Annotated in this window: 22 protein-coding genes; 8 read left to right on the top strand and 14 right to left on the bottom strand. The window is 45.0% G+C overall.

Annotated features, from left to right (window positions below; genetic code table 11):
* Positions 1-11: 11 nt before the first annotated feature.
* The 8 genes from ABTV07_RS04950 to fabL all read right to left on the bottom strand — a co-directional run bounded on the left by ABTV07_RS04950 (position 12) and on the right by fabL (position 8,107).
* On the bottom strand, positions 12-1,571 hold the full coding sequence (locus ABTV07_RS04950) for an ABC transporter substrate-binding protein (protein WP_433751105.1): 1,560 nt from the start codon (positions 1,569-1,571) through the stop codon (positions 12-14).
* 62 nt (positions 1,572-1,633) lie between these two features.
* A complete protein-coding gene (locus ABTV07_RS04945) occupies positions 1,634-2,626 on the bottom strand; it encodes an ABC transporter ATP-binding protein (RefSeq protein WP_433748233.1) in 993 nt (330 codons plus the stop codon).
* Entirely contained in the window at positions 2,623-3,618 is a 996-nt protein-coding gene (locus ABTV07_RS04940) for an ABC transporter ATP-binding protein (protein WP_433748231.1), read from the bottom strand. The genes ABTV07_RS04945 and ABTV07_RS04940 overlap by 4 nt, the downstream gene beginning before the upstream one ends.
* Before the next feature lie 422 nt (positions 3,619-4,040).
* A complete protein-coding gene (locus ABTV07_RS04935) occupies positions 4,041-5,789 on the bottom strand; it encodes an ABC transporter ATP-binding protein (RefSeq protein WP_433748228.1) in 1,749 nt (582 codons plus the stop codon).
* Between the two features lie 109 nt (positions 5,790-5,898).
* Positions 5,899-6,429 carry a nucleoside tri-diphosphate phosphatase gene (gene ntdP / locus ABTV07_RS04930; RefSeq protein WP_114747221.1) on the bottom strand — a complete coding sequence of 177 codons (531 nt, stop codon included), beginning with the start codon at positions 6,427-6,429 and terminating at the stop codon, positions 5,899-5,901.
* Positions 6,430-6,648: 219 nt separating this feature from the next.
* Complete coding sequence (locus ABTV07_RS04925; protein WP_433748224.1) at positions 6,649-6,900, bottom strand: YgaB family protein; 252 nt, start codon at positions 6,898-6,900, stop codon at positions 6,649-6,651.
* Between the two features lie 175 nt (positions 6,901-7,075).
* Positions 7,076-7,282 (bottom strand): gamma-type small acid-soluble spore protein, encoded by a 207-nt coding sequence (locus ABTV07_RS04920; protein WP_433748221.1) that lies wholly within the window; start codon positions 7,280-7,282, stop codon positions 7,076-7,078.
* Between the two features lie 81 nt (positions 7,283-7,363).
* Positions 7,364-8,107: an enoyl-[acyl-carrier-protein] reductase FabL gene (gene fabL, locus ABTV07_RS04915; RefSeq protein WP_433748218.1), complete on the bottom strand. Its 744-nt coding sequence runs from the start codon at positions 8,105-8,107 to the stop codon at positions 7,364-7,366.
* A 107-nt stretch (positions 8,108-8,214) separates the two neighbouring features.
* Between fabL and ABTV07_RS04910 the strand changes: the two genes are divergently transcribed.
* Positions 8,215-8,439 carry a hypothetical protein gene (locus tag ABTV07_RS04910; RefSeq protein ID WP_433748216.1) on the top strand — a complete coding sequence of 75 codons (225 nt, stop codon included), beginning with the start codon at positions 8,215-8,217 and terminating at the stop codon, positions 8,437-8,439.
* Between the two features lie 31 nt (positions 8,440-8,470).
* On the opposite strand, the gene mutY is transcribed toward ABTV07_RS04910, so the two are convergent.
* Positions 8,471-9,568, bottom strand: coding sequence for an A/G-specific adenine glycosylase (gene mutY / locus ABTV07_RS04905; RefSeq protein WP_433748213.1), 1,098 nt, complete (start codon positions 9,566-9,568; stop codon positions 8,471-8,473).
* A 165-nt stretch (positions 9,569-9,733) separates the two neighbouring features.
* Between mutY and ABTV07_RS04900 the strand changes: the two genes are divergently transcribed.
* A complete protein-coding gene (locus ABTV07_RS04900; RefSeq protein ID WP_433748210.1) occupies positions 9,734-10,714 on the top strand; it encodes a metal-dependent hydrolase in 981 nt (326 codons plus the stop codon).
* A 46-nt stretch (positions 10,715-10,760) separates the two neighbouring features.
* On the opposite strand, the gene ABTV07_RS04895 is transcribed toward ABTV07_RS04900, so the two are convergent.
* Positions 10,761-11,030: a YfhJ family protein gene (locus ABTV07_RS04895; protein ID WP_433748207.1), complete on the bottom strand. Its 270-nt coding sequence runs from the start codon at positions 11,028-11,030 to the stop codon at positions 10,761-10,763.
* 147 nt (positions 11,031-11,177) lie between these two features.
* Between ABTV07_RS04895 and ABTV07_RS04890 the strand changes: the two genes are divergently transcribed.
* A complete protein-coding gene (locus ABTV07_RS04890; protein ID WP_433748204.1) occupies positions 11,178-11,342 on the top strand; it encodes a small, acid-soluble spore protein K in 165 nt (54 codons plus the stop codon).
* Between the two features lie 36 nt (positions 11,343-11,378).
* Positions 11,379-11,537 carry a YpzG family protein gene (locus ABTV07_RS04885; RefSeq protein WP_114747212.1) on the top strand — a complete coding sequence of 53 codons (159 nt, stop codon included), beginning with the start codon at positions 11,379-11,381 and terminating at the stop codon, positions 11,535-11,537.
* Between the two features lie 54 nt (positions 11,538-11,591).
* On the opposite strand, the gene ABTV07_RS04880 is transcribed toward ABTV07_RS04885, so the two are convergent.
* Entirely contained in the window at positions 11,592-11,912 is a 321-nt protein-coding gene (locus tag ABTV07_RS04880) for a YfhH family protein (protein WP_433748201.1), read from the bottom strand.
* 163 nt (positions 11,913-12,075) lie between these two features.
* Here ABTV07_RS04880 and ABTV07_RS04875 point away from each other — a divergent pair, with 163 nt between their 5' ends.
* Positions 12,076-12,756 (top strand): SDR family NAD(P)-dependent oxidoreductase, encoded by a 681-nt coding sequence (locus ABTV07_RS04875; RefSeq protein WP_433748198.1) that lies wholly within the window; start codon positions 12,076-12,078, stop codon positions 12,754-12,756.
* A gap of 15 nt (positions 12,757-12,771) precedes the next feature.
* On the opposite strand, the gene recX is transcribed toward ABTV07_RS04875, so the two are convergent.
* Entirely contained in the window at positions 12,772-13,575 is an 804-nt protein-coding gene (recX, locus tag ABTV07_RS04870; protein ID WP_433748195.1) for a recombination regulator RecX, read from the bottom strand.
* Positions 13,576-13,682: 107 nt separating this feature from the next.
* Between recX and ABTV07_RS04865 the strand changes: the two genes are divergently transcribed.
* From ABTV07_RS04865 to ABTV07_RS04855, 3 genes are all read left to right on the top strand, one after another.
* Positions 13,683-14,591 carry a TIGR01777 family oxidoreductase gene (locus ABTV07_RS04865; protein WP_433748193.1) on the top strand — a complete coding sequence of 303 codons (909 nt, stop codon included), beginning with the start codon at positions 13,683-13,685 and terminating at the stop codon, positions 14,589-14,591.
* Positions 14,592-14,656: 65 nt separating this feature from the next.
* Entirely contained in the window at positions 14,657-14,779 is a 123-nt protein-coding gene (locus tag ABTV07_RS04860; RefSeq protein WP_433748190.1) for a YfhE family protein, read from the top strand.
* A gap of 99 nt (positions 14,780-14,878) precedes the next feature.
* Complete coding sequence (locus ABTV07_RS04855; protein WP_433748187.1) at positions 14,879-15,070, top strand: YfhD family protein; 192 nt, start codon at positions 14,879-14,881, stop codon at positions 15,068-15,070.
* A 653-nt stretch (positions 15,071-15,723) separates the two neighbouring features.
* Here ABTV07_RS04855 and ABTV07_RS04850 read toward each other — a convergent pair.
* Together ABTV07_RS04850 and ABTV07_RS04845 are read right to left on the bottom strand one after the other, a co-directional pair.
* On the bottom strand, positions 15,724-16,323 hold the full coding sequence (locus tag ABTV07_RS04850) for a response regulator (protein ID WP_433748185.1): 600 nt from the start codon (positions 16,321-16,323) through the stop codon (positions 15,724-15,726).
* Positions 16,320-17,456, bottom strand: coding sequence for a sensor histidine kinase (locus tag ABTV07_RS04845; RefSeq protein ID WP_433748182.1), 1,137 nt, complete (start codon positions 17,454-17,456; stop codon positions 16,320-16,322). The genes ABTV07_RS04850 and ABTV07_RS04845 overlap by 4 nt, the downstream gene beginning before the upstream one ends.
* Between the last annotated feature and the right edge of the window lie 12 nt (positions 17,457-17,468).

The raw sequence follows: 17,468 nt of genomic DNA, 5'->3' as shown, positions 1-17,468 counted from the left end.
AATGCTTGCTGTTATTCGAATGAAGCTTCATCTAACCAGTCAGAGCCAGTTGGATGCGGATAGAATCCTTTTAATTTTGCAGATCCTGCAAGAAGCGGTGTAGAGTGCGCAAGCGGTGCCCATGGAGCATCTTCATGGATGATTTCCTGAGCTTGTTTGTACAACTCGTTGCGTTTTCCTTCATCTACTTCAGATTGAGCCTTGATCAGGATATCGTGCAATTTGTCATTGCTGTAGTAAGAGTAGTTGTTGCTTCCGATGCTGTCTTTATCAAGCAATGCATATAGGAAGTTATCAGCGTCTCCGTTATCGCCAGTCCATCCTAATAGGTAAGCATCTGCTTCACCTTTAGAAGCTTTTTCTAGGTAAGTAGCCCACTCATAAGAAACGATTTTAGCTTTTACGCCGATTTTTGCGAAGTTGGATTGGATCGCTTCAGCAATTTTCTTTCCATCCGGCATATATGGACGTGGAACAGGCATTGCCCAAAGTTCCATTTCGAAGCCATCTGGGTAGCCAGCTTCAGCAAGTAATTGCTTCGCTTTGTCCAGATTGAATTCATACGGTTGGATATCGTCATCATAGCCGCCGATAACTGGAGGCATAGGGTTTTTAGCTGGTACACCTTTACCACCGAAGAATGCATCGATGATCGCTTGGCGGTCGATTGCCATGTTCAATGCCTGACGTACTTTAACATTGTCAAATGGCTTTCTTGTTACAGTGAATCCAAGGTATCCGACGTTCATAGAAGGACGTTCGAACAATTGAAGATTGCTGTCTGCTTTAATGCCGTCAGCATCACTCGGATTGATTCCGTCAGCAAGATCGATTTCGCCGTTTTTCAAGGCATTCAGACGTGCTGAGTTTTCAGGAATGGATTTGAAGATGATTTTGTTCAACTTAGGATACCCTTTTTTCCAATAGTCTTTGTTCTTTTCAATGACCACTTTGTCATTGCGGGACCAGCTGACAAATTTGAATGGACCTGTACCAACTGGGTTTTCAGTGAATTTGTCGCCTTCTTTATCAATGGCTGTCGGGCTCGCGATTGCGAACGGGCTCATTGCCAAGTTCTTTAAGAATGGAGCTTGTGGACGCTTAAGCGTGAATTGTACTTTGTACTTGTCAAGAGCTTTAACATCTGCGATTACATGTCCTTCGTCGCCTTTGTATCCACCGAACATGGATGCATAGTAAGGGAACTTGTCAGCATCGCCGTTCATCCAGCGGTTGAAGTTGTAAACAACTGCATCTGCATTGAAATCTGTTCCATCTTGGAACTTAACGCCTTCACGAAGATCGAATGTATACGTCAAACCATCCGGGGAGACATCCCATTTCGTTGCCAACCCTTCATGGATTTCAGTATCTTGTCTTCCGAATTCAACAAGTGTTTCGAAAATATTCTTGGTAACTTTGAATGATTCCCCATCTGTCACTGCTGCTGGATCCAGACCGACAGAATCACCGCCGCGGCCAAAGATCAATGTATCTTGCGCGGATTCCCCGCCTTTTGAGGAATTACCGTTTGATGATTTTGAGTTGCACCCTGCTAAGGCGCTGCCCATAATCAACAAGAAAATGAAAGCTAACAGAAAACTTTTCTTCACATAGACCCCTCCAAAACTTTTTATTTATTTGTCATGCTGCTGTCTTCTGAATACAGATGGCAGGCAACATAATGACCAGGTTCAGCTTCTTGAAATGCTGGTGTAATAGACTTGCATACTTCCATACTATGTGGACATCTTGTGTGAAATGCACAGCCCTTGGGCGGATTGGACGGACTTGGGATATCCCCTTGAAGGAGGATTGTTTCCCTTTTGAAGTCCGGATCCGGAATCGGGACAGCAGATAATAATGCCTGTGTATATGGATGAAGCGGCTTTTCATATAGCTTGTCGCTGTCTGAGAGCTCCGCCATCCTTCCTAAATACATCACCCCGACGCGGTCGCTGATATGTCTGACGACCCCTAAATCATGGGCAATGAAGATATAAGTAAGATCAAATTCCTTCTGCAGGTCTTCTAATAGATTCAATACCTGCGACTGGATGGAAACATCGAGGGCCGACACCGGTTCATCGGCAATGATCAGCTTTGGCCGCGTCATCAATGCCCTTGCAATTCCGATCCTCTGCCTCTGCCCGCCGCTGAATTGATGCGGGTAGCGCTTGGCATAGTAGCTGCTCAATCCTACGACCTCAAGCATTTCTTTTACTTTCTGCTTTCTTTCTGCAGCGTTGCCGATGCCATGGACAATCAGCGGCTCTTCAAGGATTTTCTCTACCGTATGCCTTGGATTCAAGGAAGCAAACGGATCCTGGAAGACCATCTGCATGTCCCTTCTCAATGCGCGCATATCTTTTTTTGATAGATTGGTAATGTCTTTTCCTTCAAATTTGATGGACCCGTCGGAAGGTTCTATCAATCTTAGAAGCATCCTCCCTGTTGTGGATTTTCCGCATCCGCTTTCGCCAACGATGCCGAGGGTCTCACCTTTCCTTACTGAAAAAGAGACGCCGTCCACTGCTTTGACATGTCCGACTGTTTTTCCGAATACGCCCCCCGTCAACGGGAAGTGTTTTTTCAAGTCCTGGATTTCGAGCAATGATTCTGTCATACCGTCACACCTACTTTGTTTTCATGCAGGAAGCATCTTGTTTGGTGGTTCGAATCTGTTTCGTAGAGCTCCGGATTCTCCTTCCAGCAGCGGTCGAATGCAAATTCACAGCGCTGCGCGAAGCGGCATCCCTCTTTGACCGAGCCTGGCCTTGGCACATTGCCCGGGATGGAATAAAGCCTCTGCTGCTTCTTCCGCATATCCGGAACCGATTGGATCAGACCTTTTGTGTAAGGATGCTGAGGGTTCGTGAAGATGGTTTTGACATCCCCTTCCTCCACAACCTTTCCTGAATACATGACCACGAGCCTGTCGCAGACTTCTGCCACCACCCCTAAATCGTGGGTGATCAAAATGATGGCCGTATTCAAATCGTTGTTTAAATCTTTCATCAGCTTCAGTATCTGGGCCTGAATGGTCACATCAAGTGCCGTCGTCGGTTCATCTGCTATGAGGAGCTTCGGATCGCACACCATTGCCATCGCGATCATGACGCGCTGCCTCATCCCACCGGAAAGCTGATGTGGATATTCATCCATAAGCTCTTCTGCCCTTGGGAGTCCGACCATCTTCATGATTTCAACTGCCCGTGCCTTGATTTTAGCTTTTGGCCACTTATTATGTATTTTGATTGCTTCCATCAATTGATTCCCAATAGTGAAAAGGGGATTTAAGGATGTCATCGGCTCCTGGAATATCATGGCGATATCATTGCCGCGGATTTGCCTCATCCTTCGTTCGGATGCTTTCGTCAAATCTTCATCTTGGAATAGGATCTTCCCGCCGGTGATTTTACCCGGTGGCTTCGGAACCAGTCCCATGATGGAAAGGGATGTGACGCTCTTCCCGCAACCCGACTCCCCTACAATCCCAAGGATCTCTCCTTCATTTACGTGGAAGTCCACTCCATCTACAGCTGGAATCTCCCCTTCATCGGTAAAGAAGGATGTCTGTAATTTCTCTACAGATAGTACTGTACGCTCATGTGCCAATCTGATCCCCCCTGCGAAAACGATTATTTTCTGAATATGAAAAATTTTCTATAATATATGAGTTTATTATACACACATAAATTGTTTTGACAATACTAAATTTTTCGAAAATTATATCCATATATTATTATAGAGTAAAAAGCTTTTCGGGTTGCGAAAAACTATAGGAAAAGAAAAACGATTATTGAAAACCTTTACATTTTCAATATGTTCGTTTAGGCCGGGAATAGCATTTACTTTCCCAGAATAATAAATTCGTTTTTCTTTACTGTGCTAAATAACTAAAATTGATATTGCTATATACCATTTCAAGTTCCTTCCAATTATGTAAAAAGGACTATTCCTGCACAAGAAAAAACGGGTGGTGCCTGTCACTACCCGTTTTTTGTCGAAAAAAAATCCGTGAAGCTTCCTTCACGGATTTAGTGGTCCAACTGCTGGACCTGGAACAGTTTATGGTAATTTCCTTCAAGCCGCATTAATTCTTCATGGGAACCGACTTCTGCGATCCGGCCGTGTTCGATAAGGACAATGCGGTCAGCGTGTGTAATCGTTGAGAGCCTGTGCGCCACAATGAATGTAGTACGATCTTTCGCAAGCTTCTCCAGTGCTTCCTGTATGAGATGCTCACTTTCGAGATCCAATGCAGAAGTGGCTTCATCCAAAACGAGAAGCGGCGGATTCTTAATGAATACCCTTGCTATGGCAATCCGCTGTTTTTGGCCGCCTGAGAGCTTCACTCCCCGCTCTCCGACTTTTGTATCGTAGCCATCAGGAAGCCCGAGGATGAATTCATGTGCATTGGCTGCTTTTGCCGCAGCGAACACTTCTTCATCGGTTGCATTCGGTTTCCCTAAGAGGATATTCGTCTTAACGGACTCGCTGAAAAGGATATTATCCTGCAGTACCATTCCGATTTTATCGCGCAGACTCCTCACACGGAATTTCCTTATATCCGTACCGTCCAGAAGGATTCTTCCGCCAGTTACATCATAAAATCGCGGAATCAAGCTGACTAGGGATGATTTGCCTCCCCCGCTCATCCCGACAAGAGCGATGGTTTCCCCGCTCCGGATATGCAGGTCGATATCCTTCAATACCGGGCCGTCCTTCTCGTCATACGTAAAGCTCACATGATCGAAATGGATGTCACCTTTTACATTCCGGCATTCAATGGCATCCGGGGTATCATCGATATCATATTTTTCATCGAATAATTGAAAGACCCTGTCCATGGATGCAATCGCCTGTGTGATGGTCGTCGATGAATTGACCATGCGGCGCAGCGGGTTATACAGCCTGTCGATATAAGCAATGAAGGCAACCATAGTCCCTAGCGACAAGCTGCCGTTGATGACCTGATAGCCCGAAAAGCCGATGATCAACAGCGGTGCCACATCTGTCAGGGTATTGACGACAGCAAATGCCTTTGCGTTCCAATTCGTATGATTCAGGGCCTTCTGAAGGAAATTTGAATTTTCACGGTCAAATTGCACCTGCTCATAATCCTCAATGGCAAAGCTCTTGATGACGGGCATGCCCTGCACCCGCTCATGTAGGTAGCCTTGAACCTCTGCAAGCGCCTGGGAACGTTCGCGGGTGAGCTTACGCAAATTCCCGAAGAAGTAGCGGACAGACAATCCATAGAACGGAAAAATAATCAAGGAAACGATCGTCAACGGTACGTTCATCGTGAGCATGATGACAATGGCAATGAGGATCGTTGCCCCATCAAGCCACACATTCATCAACCCGGTGATGACGAAATTCTTCGTCTGCTCCACGTCGTTGATCACGCGGGAAATCACTTCACCTGCACGGGTGTTGGCATAATATTTAAAGCTCAGCTTTTGAATATGGGTGAACAGTTTATCGCGAATGTCATACAAAATCTTGTTCCCTGTCCACTGGGCAAAATATTGCCGGTAATATTCCACCGGTGGACGCAGAATGATGAAAACCACTACCATCCCGCCCATGACCAGCAGCAGGCGATGAGTCTTTTGATCCGCCGTCATCCCGTGGCTGTTGATGACATCATCGATGACATATTTAATCAGGACTGGAATGAGAAGCGGAATGATGAACTTAATAATTCCAATGATGATGGTCCCGATGATCTGCCATTTGTAAGGTTTGACAAAACGCATATATCTTTTGATGCTATCCATTCTTTTTCCTCCTTTCATCATGGTTTTCTGCTTTGCTTACCCGAGCCAAAGCAAGCCATGAAAAAACCTGTTGAATCGTCCTCAACAGGCGTCTTACTCTTTCCAGCTATCAACGGCGGTAAGTCAAATACCGTTCATACCAAATATCAATAAAATCAGGCGCAAATGGACCTTTACGCTGCCTGATCCAGCGGACAAGCTTGTCCACATTGCGCTGCAAAATTTGATCAATCACATCCGGATAGCCCATTTGCCGGCGGTGCTGCTCGTATTCATCCTCATCCAGCAAATTGAACGTCATATCCGGAAATACCTTGATATCCAAATCGTAGTCGATGTATTTCAGCGCCTCATTGTCATACACGAATGGGGAGCTTAGATTGCAATAGTAGTAAATCCCGTCTTCCCTGATCATCCCAATGATATTGAACCATAATTCTCCGTGAAAATAGCATATGGCCGGTTCCCGTGTAACCCACGTCCGCCCATCTGATTCCGTCACTATCGTCCGATCATTTCCGCCAATGACGAGATTTTTTGTTCCTTTCAATACCATCGTTTCATCCCACACTCTATGTAAATGGCCATCATGCTTATAACTGTGGATCTGCAACGTTTCTCCCTCGACCGGTACTGCCATTGATTTTCCCCTACTTTCCTTCCGAATCCTGATTATGTGCACCAAACGGCCGGATGCGCATTCGGGCTGTTTGATGGACGTATATGTTTTTTAAATTGATATGTACAAAATATTCCTATAAAAATAACCCCTTCCGTAGAAGGGACCGGCTTTTTTTACTATTATAACGTTTAATCTCCATTTTTAAAACAAAAGAGCCCTTGTTTTTCACAAGAACCCTCAAGCGAATAGCTTCATTTCCTGATAAGACCGGATAACTTCATCCGTTTGTTCCTCAAACGTCCTTTGAATTTCATGAAGCTCCTTCTTCATCAAGATGATCTGTTCCTTTACTGATTCCAGCTTTGCCTCCTCCTGCAGTTCTGCAAGCTCCAATTCAAGTTCCTGGCACCGCTCAATTTCAGACTGCATAAATAAAAGCTTCTCCATCGTCTCCAGCTGCTCCGACACCATCTTATTAAAATGAGACATGCAATCACCCCGTCTAATTTTTTTGTTATTACATAAATTCTGCCCTCTCCTTTAAACTCCTTTGACTAGTTCTGTCGCATGTGAAGTAGTTTTGTCGAAGGGTGTGTGTTTACTCTTAGCATACAAGAAAAACCGGCCCCAGACGGGAACCGGCTTCTATCGCACAACAATTCGATTATTGTTGAGCTTGGTTTCCTGAAGCTTGGTTTTTCTTAGCTTCAGATTGTTGGTTTTGTTGTTTAACTTGTTGAGCGTTAGTCTCAGCTGCGAACTCAGTACCGTATTGTTGAGCTGCACCAGCTTGTTGACCAGCTTGAGCGTTTTGTTGTTTCACGTGTTGAACGCTTGTACCTGATTGAGTTTTGTTTGGTTGTTTTGCCATTGTAATCACCTCCACGCTCATTAATTTATCCATTAATGCGGGAGGCTATCCAACGATTTTTCTGGAAAAAAAACCTAAAAATTAAACAAGCAGAGAACGTCCGCCATCCACGATGATCGTCTGGCCGCGGATCATGAAGGCATCATCCGATACAAGGAATTTAACGGTTTTAACGATGTCTTCGATCTCCACCATTCTTCCGGCAGGTGTGTTTTGGCGCGCATCTTCGAGAAGCTGCTCGCGGTTCGGGAAATGCTTCAACGCCTCAGTATCGATGGCTCCACCTGAAACGGCATTGACTACGATATCCAGTTTGGATAGCTCGACGGATAAGTAGCGAGTCAAAGCCTCAACTGCCGCTTTGGAAACGCCGACTGTCGTATAGTTTTCCAAGTAGCGGATGGAGCCCAATGAACTGATGCTGACGATTTTTCCGCCTTTATCCATAAGCTTTGCCGCTTCCTGTGCACAGAACAGCAAAGCTTTGCTGTTGATATTCATTGTCCAGTCCCAATGGGATTCTTCAAGCTCCATTACAGGGCGGAGAACGCCGGAAGCTGCGTTGCTGATGAATACATCCAATCTGCCGTATTCTTCTTTAATGGCTTCGAACATCACGCGGATTTTTTCTACGTCGCCGACATTGGCACGGACCACAAATGCTTTTCTACCGAGTTTTTCAATTTCTTCAGCTGTTTCAAGCGCCGCTTTTTTGCTGCGGGCATAATTGATGACAAGATCATATCCTTCTTTGGCAAGTTCAAGAGCGATGGCTTTTCCTACGCCCCTGCTGCTTCCAGTAACTAATGCAACTTTATTAGACATTTTTCTTCATCCTTTCTATTCGTATATATTTTAGCGATTTTGCGCATAACAAACAACGCCGGAATAAAGAATAGGAATAAGCGCATGTGAAAAGGAGAGTGCATCCCATGTATGTTGGCCGTGATATGACGGAATTGAGCATGCTGCCGATGTCGGAATGGAAAAAAGATGAGTTAGCCTTTTTCCACCATTCCCTGCAGCAGATGGTGCCATACTTAAATTCAGAAGGACAGACAATCCATCGTGAAATCGTGGAAGAAATCGAAGGCCGCGGCGGGTTGAAGAGGCTCGAAGCGGATTATACACATGGAACCGAAGTCCATTTTGATTAAATTAAAAATGAAGCTGCTATAATCTGCAGCTTCATTTTTCCTTATACTGCTTCCACATCTTCTGATGGGAGACAGGGAATGCGAATTCTTTCATTTCTTCTTCTGTCACTAGCTTCACGGTATCGGTTTGATCGATTTCGCCTTCGATTCTGCCCGAATATACATCAATATTCCAGACCAGATGGGAGAAAACGTGCTCGATTTTTGTGAATGCTGCATTTTCAACGTCTGACTTGGCAGCATGTTCTTTTAATACATATTCCTGCAAGTGCCTCTTGGTGGAGGTGAATGTATGGTCATCCTCACACTGCGGAAACTCCCACAGATTTGCAAGGAGTCCTTTCGCAGGACGCTTGCGGATCAGGTATCTTCCATCGTCAGTCGAAAGGATTGCCGCTGCGAGCTGAACCTTTTTGGTCTTTTTATTCTTCGTTTTAATCGGAAGTTCGCGCTCCTTCCCCTCATGGAAAGCAATGCAGTGCTCCCTCACAGGACAAAGGAGGCAGGAAGGCGATGTCGGAGTGCAAATCAAAGCCCCCAGCTCCATCAATGCCTGATTGAAATCGGATGGATTATCTTTCGCGATGAGTGCACGGACTGCTTCTTTAAAAACTTTACGGGAAGCCGGTTTAGCAATGTCCTCCCAGATTGAAAGGATCCGTGAAAAGACACGCATGACATTTCCATCAACTGCAGGCTCCGGCACACCGTAGGCTATGCTTAATATCGCACCTGCCGTATAGGGTCCGACGCCTTTCAGCTTGGAAATTTCCTTAGGGTCGTTAGGAACGATGCCTCCATAGACTTCCTTTACTTCTTTGACAGCACTCTGCAGGTTTCGGACGCGGGAATAGTATCCAAGACCCTCCCAGGCTTTTAAGACCTTATCTTCATCTGCTTCCGCGAGATCATTAATCGTTGGAAACTGCTCGATGAAGTTGTTGAAGTAAGGAATGACCGTATCGACTCTCGTCTGCTGGAGCATGATTTCAGAAACCCATACCCGGTACGGATCCTTGTTTTCCCTCCACGGAAGGGTCCTTTGCTCCGCTTGGAACCAATTGATGAGATCCTGTTGAAATCCCTCTATATTTATTTTCTCAAGATTATCTATGAATATTTTTGCCACAAATACTTCCTCCAGGATGTTAATCTAGTGTCAGTTTAGGGAATAACATAATTATGGAACAGATTTGAAACGTTTTTCCCATGGTATTGAACTCTTTTATACCTTATCATGTTTTGCAAACAATACAAGCTAGAATGCTGTCCTTTAAAAAGGAGGAATCCATCCTTGGATACTGGCACACACGTAGTCATGGGGTTTGCGCTTGGAGGCTTGGCGACGCTCGATCCAGTGGTCGCGGAACATACAGTCACCGCACATAGCGTATTGATCGGAACCATCATCGGATCGCAAATACCTGATATAGATACTGTTTTAAAATTGAGGAATAATGCGGTGTATATACGCAACCATCGGGGAATCACCCATTCGATCCCGGCAGTCATGCTCTGGCCGCTTGTCATCATCGCAGTGATCTACCCGCTGATGCCGCAAGCTAACCTGCTGCATTTATGGCTGTGGACATTTTTTGCCGTTTTCCTGCATGTATTTGTCGACATCTTCAATGCTTACGGGACACAGGCATTACGGCCATTTTCATCCCGATGGGTCGCACTTGGGATCATCAATACATTTGACCCCTTTATTTTTGTCATGCATGTAATCGGATTGATAATGTGGGGATTCGGAGCGGATCCGGGCATTACGTTTGCCCTCATTTATGTCATTCTTATCGGCTATTATCTGCGTCGGATTTATGCCCATCACAGTTTAAAAAAAGCCATCAAGAAACGCATTCCGGCAGCAGAAACAATCATCGTCTCTCCTACCATGCGATTTCATCAATGGCGGATTGCGGTCAAAACACGCAATTCTTTCTATGTGGCGCGCGGGCATCAAAGATCCATTACGGTGTTGGATGAATTTAAACGAATCCCCATTCCGGATACCGATGTGATCAATGCAGCGAAAAAAGATAAAAACCTGTCTGCATTCCTTCATTTTTCCCCGGTCTTCCGCTGGGAAGTCGATGAATTCGATGACTATTATGAAGTGAGATTCATCGATTTGCGCTACCGGAGCAACGGACACTATCCATTTGTCGCCGTGGTGCAGCTCGATCTCGAACTGAACATCACCGGATCCTATACCGGCTGGATTTTCAGCAAGGAAAAGCTCAAGAAGAAGCTCGAGATCAATACTTTATAGAAAAAGGACCATCACCCAAAAACGGCGATGGTCCTTTTGTTATACATCAGTGCTTCAAATCATTTTCATCATCAAGCAAATGCTGGTATTTTGGATTGACGGCTGCAAATTCATGCAGTTTTTCTCCGTATTGTGTTATCCAATGGGTGACGATTTTTTCCGTCATTTCCCTGCCTTTGTATTCGCGTCCAGCTTTGGCATAGGTGGTTTCGAAGTCTTCCCAGAGGATTTCGACCCATGTCCTTGCCCTTGCATAGCTTAAGCGATCATTTTTCTCCAACAGAAGAGTCGTCAGCTTTTCGAATAATTCATTCATAAAAATTGCAACCTCCTTTCCCATTAATATCATCGCTTATTGCCGGTCGTTTTTAATCATACTATATTTACGCGGGGAAGCATTGCGGAGAGCATCTTTGTTTTCCCGCGTCAGTGCAAGTCGATTAAGCATTCAGGGGGTTCTTACATGCGAAATAAAGCAAAAGGTTTCCCGTACGGCAGCCAGAATAAATTCGAAGGCGAGCCTCGGGCCAAAGCCGAATATGCCTCTAAACGGGCAAACGGGACAATCAATACGCATCCGCAAGAAAGAATGCATGCATCCAATCAACGTGAACAGGATACCATTTGACACGTACTGAATCTGACAATTCAAGGGGGCTTTCACATGGATAATGTGAATAATAATTTCTCGAATGACAGATATAACAGTCCATTCAATAAAGCATGGTTCAATAAAAAACATGCTCATGCACAAGCGAATGGCGAAACAAGAATCACCCAGAAGCAGATCATTCTAGCGAATGAAACGCGAAAAAGGTCATAACCCCTGATTGACTGCCAGGCGCCGATCTTCTCGAAAAAGCGCCTGGCCTAATTTTTATTTATTCTGTAGGAGTGAAATCGGAAGTGCTTCTTCCTTTCCATCTCCCTGCAGGCGGAAGCCCCAGGCAAACACGCCATTCATGTAGTCCACCTTAAAATAATTGCCCGGATCGCCGATGATCCCGTAGATTTCTCCAGATTTAAAATCACTTGGATCAAGGAGATAGGCTTGAGCCATGATCGATTTTCGCTGCAGAACAGCAAACTCATTCACCATGCCAAGCTGCTCCGCTTTTCGAGCTTTCTCCCGCAATTGGGCAATCTCTTCATTCAACTCATGTTTCGTCATCTGACTATATCTTCTCTCAGTTTCCATAGAATAAGCACCTCTGCTTTAGTATAGTGAAAAAATACGATAGAATAAAGTGAATCTTCTTTTGAGAAGTAGGTTTACGCACGGAAAGTTAGAGGAATCAATCGGACTTTTAATTGAACTCATGCCAGAAGACGAATCATTTTTTACATAGGGGGCGATCATCATGAAAAAAATAGTGATTACTGGAGCAGGCACAGGACTGGGTAAAGAAATGGCTTTACAGTATGCCGATAATGATGTGGAATTGCACCTGGTCGGGCGCAGTCTGCAGACATTGGAAGAAACGGCAGCTGAAGCAGAAAAAAGCGGTGCAAAGGTTTACGTACATGCAGCGGATATAACGGTGGAAAGCGAAGTTAAGCACATTGCAGCGGAAATTGAAGAAGACGGCCCCGTGGATGTTCTCGTGAACAACGCAGGCGTAGGAATGTTCGGCCCATTTATGGAATCGACATCTGACCAGATGGAAGCAATGTTCCGCACGAACAGCTTCGGACCAATTTACTTGGCAAAAGCGTTTATCCCAGGCTTTTTACAACAAAATAAAGGTACGATCATCAACATCATTTCCACGGCCGGACTTCGCGGAAAGAAAAACGAATCCTTGTATGTAGCAAGTAAATTCGCCTTAAGAGGCTTTACGGAGAGCCTTCAACAGGAGTATGCTGACACTGGCCTCCGCATTGTTGCAGCCTACATGGGCGGCATGAATACGCCATTCTGGGACGAGACGGACCATATCAAGGATAAAAGCCGCCTGCGCACACCAAAAGAAGTGGCGGAAATCATCGTCAAAGAAAGCGCAGAGAAGACCGAAATCGTAATCGAATCAAATAAAAAGTAAAAGAGGTGGGCTATATCAGCCCTCCTCTTCTTCTTTATGTTCGAGGAACCGGTCGATCAGCTCCATGTTGAATCCTTTTCTGTACAGTGCCTGCTTCATTTTTTGCTTATATTCAAATCCTTCAAACTTGCTGTAGCGCCTGTAGGCTTTTTCCCCTTGATAAAGGATCGCTTCCCATTCTTCATCGGTATCTTTTTCAAACTCCACTTCAATTAGTGCCTCTTGGATGACATTCGAGGAATATCCCTTTCTCATCAGGGTCTGCTGTATTTTTTGCTTCACATTGGATTCAGAAAGGTTCTGATTTTGCCTTACGACTTTTTCAGCAAGCTTCATCGCATTTTCAAGCTGCTGGTCAAACGGAAATTCTTCCAGCGCCCTTTCAATGAAATTCTGATGGACGCCTTTTTCTGCAAGCTCCCGTTTGATGGTCACAGGTCCTTTATTGCTCGTTGCCGCCTGTGTCCTGACAAAAGCAATCGCAAATTCTTCGTCATTGATAAACTTGTACTGATTTAATTTAAAAATGATTTCCGGAATGATGGATTCTTCCACCTCTTTATCCTTTAAATAAGTCCGGATTTCTTTTTCAGTACGCATGCGGGCAGTCAAATAATTCAATGCCATGTTATAGCCTTTTCTGATATCGTCATGGAATTGGATTTCAGAAATATCAAGGTCAGAAAGCTCCTGTCCCTTCTGCAGCCTCTTTTTTGCCAGCACATCCTCGTCGACGCTGAAAGCATATTTCCCATCCAAAAAAATATTATATCGTTCATCATTTTTTACTTGTTTGGATATTTTCGTAATGATGGCCAAGGAGAATCACCTCTTTTTATCCTTTTATTAATGTTAACACATTGGAATAAGTTTTTTATTGCGGAAATAGGTAAAATAATAGGAATAAGAAACTGGAGGGGATTGAAATGAAAGCAGCTATTACCGGGGGAACAGGTTTCATTGGAAAAGCCCTGACACATGAACTGATGAAAGCGAACCATGAAGTGATCATTTTAACCCGCCATCCTGATAAATACACCTCGACCGATCGGGTCCGCTACGTAAAATGGATGTCTGAAGGCGCCGATCCCGCTGCGGATTTAGAAGGCATTGATGCATTCATCAACTTAGCAGGTGAATCCATTAACAGCGGGCGCTGGACCGAGGAACGGAAGAAGCGGATTCTTGACAGCCGAATGAAGGCAACCGATGAAGTATTGCGGATCATCCGTTCATTGAATAAAAAGCCTGGGGTCTTGATCAACGCGAGTGCGATCGGCATCTATCCGCCTGATTTAAACAGGACCTATACAGAGGAGTCCGCTGATAAAGGAGATGACTTTCTTGCCGAAACCGTAAAGAAGTGGGAGCAAAAAGCGAGCGCTGCCGAGATGGACGGCGTTCGGACGGTGTTTACCCGCTTCGGCATCATCCTCGGGAAAGACAACGGCGCATTGCCGAAAATCGCCATGCCTTACAAAATGTTTGCCGGTGGAAAAGTCGGATCCGGCGAGCAGTGGATGTCTTGGATCCACATCCAGGACGTAGCTTCAGCCGTCCTATTTTGCATGGAACACGATCAAATGAGAGGTCCCGTCAATCTTACGGCTCCCCACCCTCTCCGGATGAATGAATTCGGTAAAATCCTCGGAGATGTCCTAAACAGGCCCCACTGGATCCCGGCCCCTGCTTTTGCTTTGAAATTAGCACTCGGTGAAATGAGCATCCTCGTTTTGGAAGGCCAAAAAGTCATGCCGGAAAAACTGCAAAACAATGGATATTCCTTTCATTTTCCTGAGTTGGAGAAGGCACTGACTGATATTTATAAGGGGTAAGCGGTATATCACGTCTTTTATATGGAAAAAATAGGGGTAATCTTCGAGGGAAAGGGTGTTTTCATTTGGAAAAGCGAAAAGGTGAAAAAGAACGCAGTACATTGACGTGCGCACAGGAGATTACCTATAACAAGTCTTTCAAAGCCGCAGATCGGGTCGCTGGATACAATACCAAAAGAAACAAATAATTACCTGAGGAAAATTTCAAGATACGGGCATTCTATTAGTACGGGGGATCCACTCTCCCGTACTTTTATCTTCTTTTATCTTGAAAGGGGTTTTGTGTAATGGGTCGTGCTAACAATCAGAAAACGCGTGATAAGAACAAGAACAAACTTCCACAGGTTCCTAAGAACTTAAAAAGTAATGCTCAGGATGTTGAGTATTCCCGCGAATTAGCTGACCAAGCCGACTTAGAGGCACAGGCTCGCTCCAACGCTGCCAACCAGCGTGTGAAGCAGAAAAAGAACAAACGATAAAAGTAAGCTCATGCTGTAAGCATTGGCAAAGAAAAAAGCAGGGACTATTCGTTCCCTGCTTTTTTTTAATTTGTGGGAGGGCATGGGTGGGACAGGGGGACAGGTTTATTGTCCCAGGGGCAGGGCGCGGGACAATGAACCTGTCCCCACGTCCCACTTTTTGTGGATAATGTTGATAACTATGTAAAATGTTTCTATTATTGAATTTATTGAGTGGATAATAATGTGCACAAATTGTCGGATAATTCTGGGGATAATGTGCATAAGTCTGTGAATAACCACAATTATAAACATTCTGACTGTTGATAACTGTGTGAATAACGTGGAAGGTGCTTTAAAGGTGCCTGTCACGCCCCGGTTTTTGTCGAAAGATGGGGCTTGGCGCATAAGGACCGACTTTTCGCGCATAAAGACCTTTGACCCGCGCACAACGACTGATTTCTCGCGCATAGAGGATGGCATTTGGCGCATAGACATGAATTTTTCGCGCATAAGACATTGCACCACTAGGAGATTCACCTGAATTCCATCCTATTTTTCTCCATTTGCACCTGTGAGATTGTCCTTCTACTCGATTTGAAGTTTTTTTCTACAATTATGGTCCCCTTTTCGCCAAAACACATAAAAAAGCGCGGCATCGGCTGCCCCGCTTTTTATTTGAACCATCCCTTTTCCTTTGATTGGGTGATGGCTTCGATTCGGTTTTTGACTTCGAGCTTATCGAGTATGGCTGAGATGTAGTTACGCACCGTCCCTGTCTTTATGCTGAGTTCATCGGCGATTTCTTTAGTATTTTTCCCATCGGCGACAAGTTCGAGCACTTCTTTTTCCCGATCTGTCAGTGGATTTTCTTCTGCATAGATTTCTTCCATGAGCTCAGGGGCATAGACCCTTTTGCCTGCCATGATGCTTCGGATGGAGCTGGCCAGTTCTTCGCTCGGACTGTCTTTCAGGAGATAGCCGCTTACGCCTGCTTTAAGCGCTCGCTGGAAATACCCGGAGCGGGCAAACGTGGTGAGGATGATGACTTTGCAGCCGGAGCCCTTCAGCTCCTCCGCTGCTTCAAGTCCGGTTTTTCCCGGCATTTCGATATCCATCATGCACACATCAGGTTTATACTTCCGGACTAATTCGATGGCTTCTTCGCCATTGGAGGCTTTGCCGACTACTTCCATATCGTCTTCTAAACTGATCAGCGATCCAAAAGCCCCCAATAGGAGCTGCTGGTCCTCTGCAATCACGATGGTGATCATTCAGATTCCTTCTTTCCTGTCTCTTTTACATCATTCGGTACTTTTATCATCACGGTTGTTCCGTCGTTTGTCAAAATTTCCATACTGCCATTCACAAATTCAAGGCGCTCCCTCATCCCTCGCAGCCCATGGCCTTTTTGCAGATTGACTTTGTCGCGGTTGAACTTGCCGTTATCTTTGATGGTGATGATGATCTCTTTCCACGTCTGCTCAATGGAAATCCGGCATTCATCTGCCCCGCTATGCTTAACAATATTCGTCACTGCCTCTTTCAAGCACATGCTCAGGATATTCTCTGTTAACAGGGACGCTTTGTGCAATGTGATGTCCTCTTCGCCTTCAAATCGAATCTGCGCAGCATCAAGGATCTGTTTGACCCGGACCATTTCGTCCTTCAAGCGGATTCCTCTCATGGACGAAACCATTTTCCTCACTTCGTTGAGGGCCGTACGTGCGGTATGCTGGACATCCTTTAATTCGTTTTTTGCCTGCTCGGGATTTTTAGAAATGAGTCTGCGGGCCAAATCGCTCTTCAATCCGATCAGCGATAATTTTTGCCCAAGCGTATCATGGAGGTCCCTTGCGATTCTCTCCCGTTCTTCCAGCTTGATGAGTTCAGAGATTTTTTTGTTCGCGTCTTCCAGCTTTTCTTCGAGCTGCCCCATTTCCTTACGATTATGGATGCTGAACGGCAGCAGGATCACGCTGATCCAAATGATGATGATAAATGGAAGCTGGGCCAGGAAAATATCTTTTTGCTGGACGATCCCGAAGTTTATCGATACGGACGTACTAATCAGATGAATGAAATACAGGATGAGGAACGTCACCCGATTTTTAATATTACCGATAAAATAAGCTAGAAAAAATGCAAAATACACATAACTGAAGAGGCTTGTCGAGGTGATGGAGATCCCTATCAGGATAAATGCCCACAAGTACACGGGCCATCCTTTGGCGAAAAGGGCAATCCGATAGAAAATAAAGAAAAGGATCGTCAGAAGGATCCCAATGACGATTTCAATGGTGGAGGATGATTGGAATATAAAATAAAAAGGCAAGATGCAAAGGATTGTCCAGATATATGGAGCAATCCCGTTGCCTCTTTGAAAGGTAAAATATTTTTTAAACATCATGAAGACCTC

The sequence above is a fragment of the Falsibacillus pallidus genome (genome assembly GCF_050990905.1).
In the GTDB taxonomy this organism is placed as follows: domain Bacteria; phylum Bacillota; class Bacilli; order Bacillales; family DSM-25281; genus Falsibacillus; species Falsibacillus pallidus_A.
Note: the sequence above shows the minus strand (reverse complement) of the source record. Positions and strands in the feature narration are given on the sequence as shown.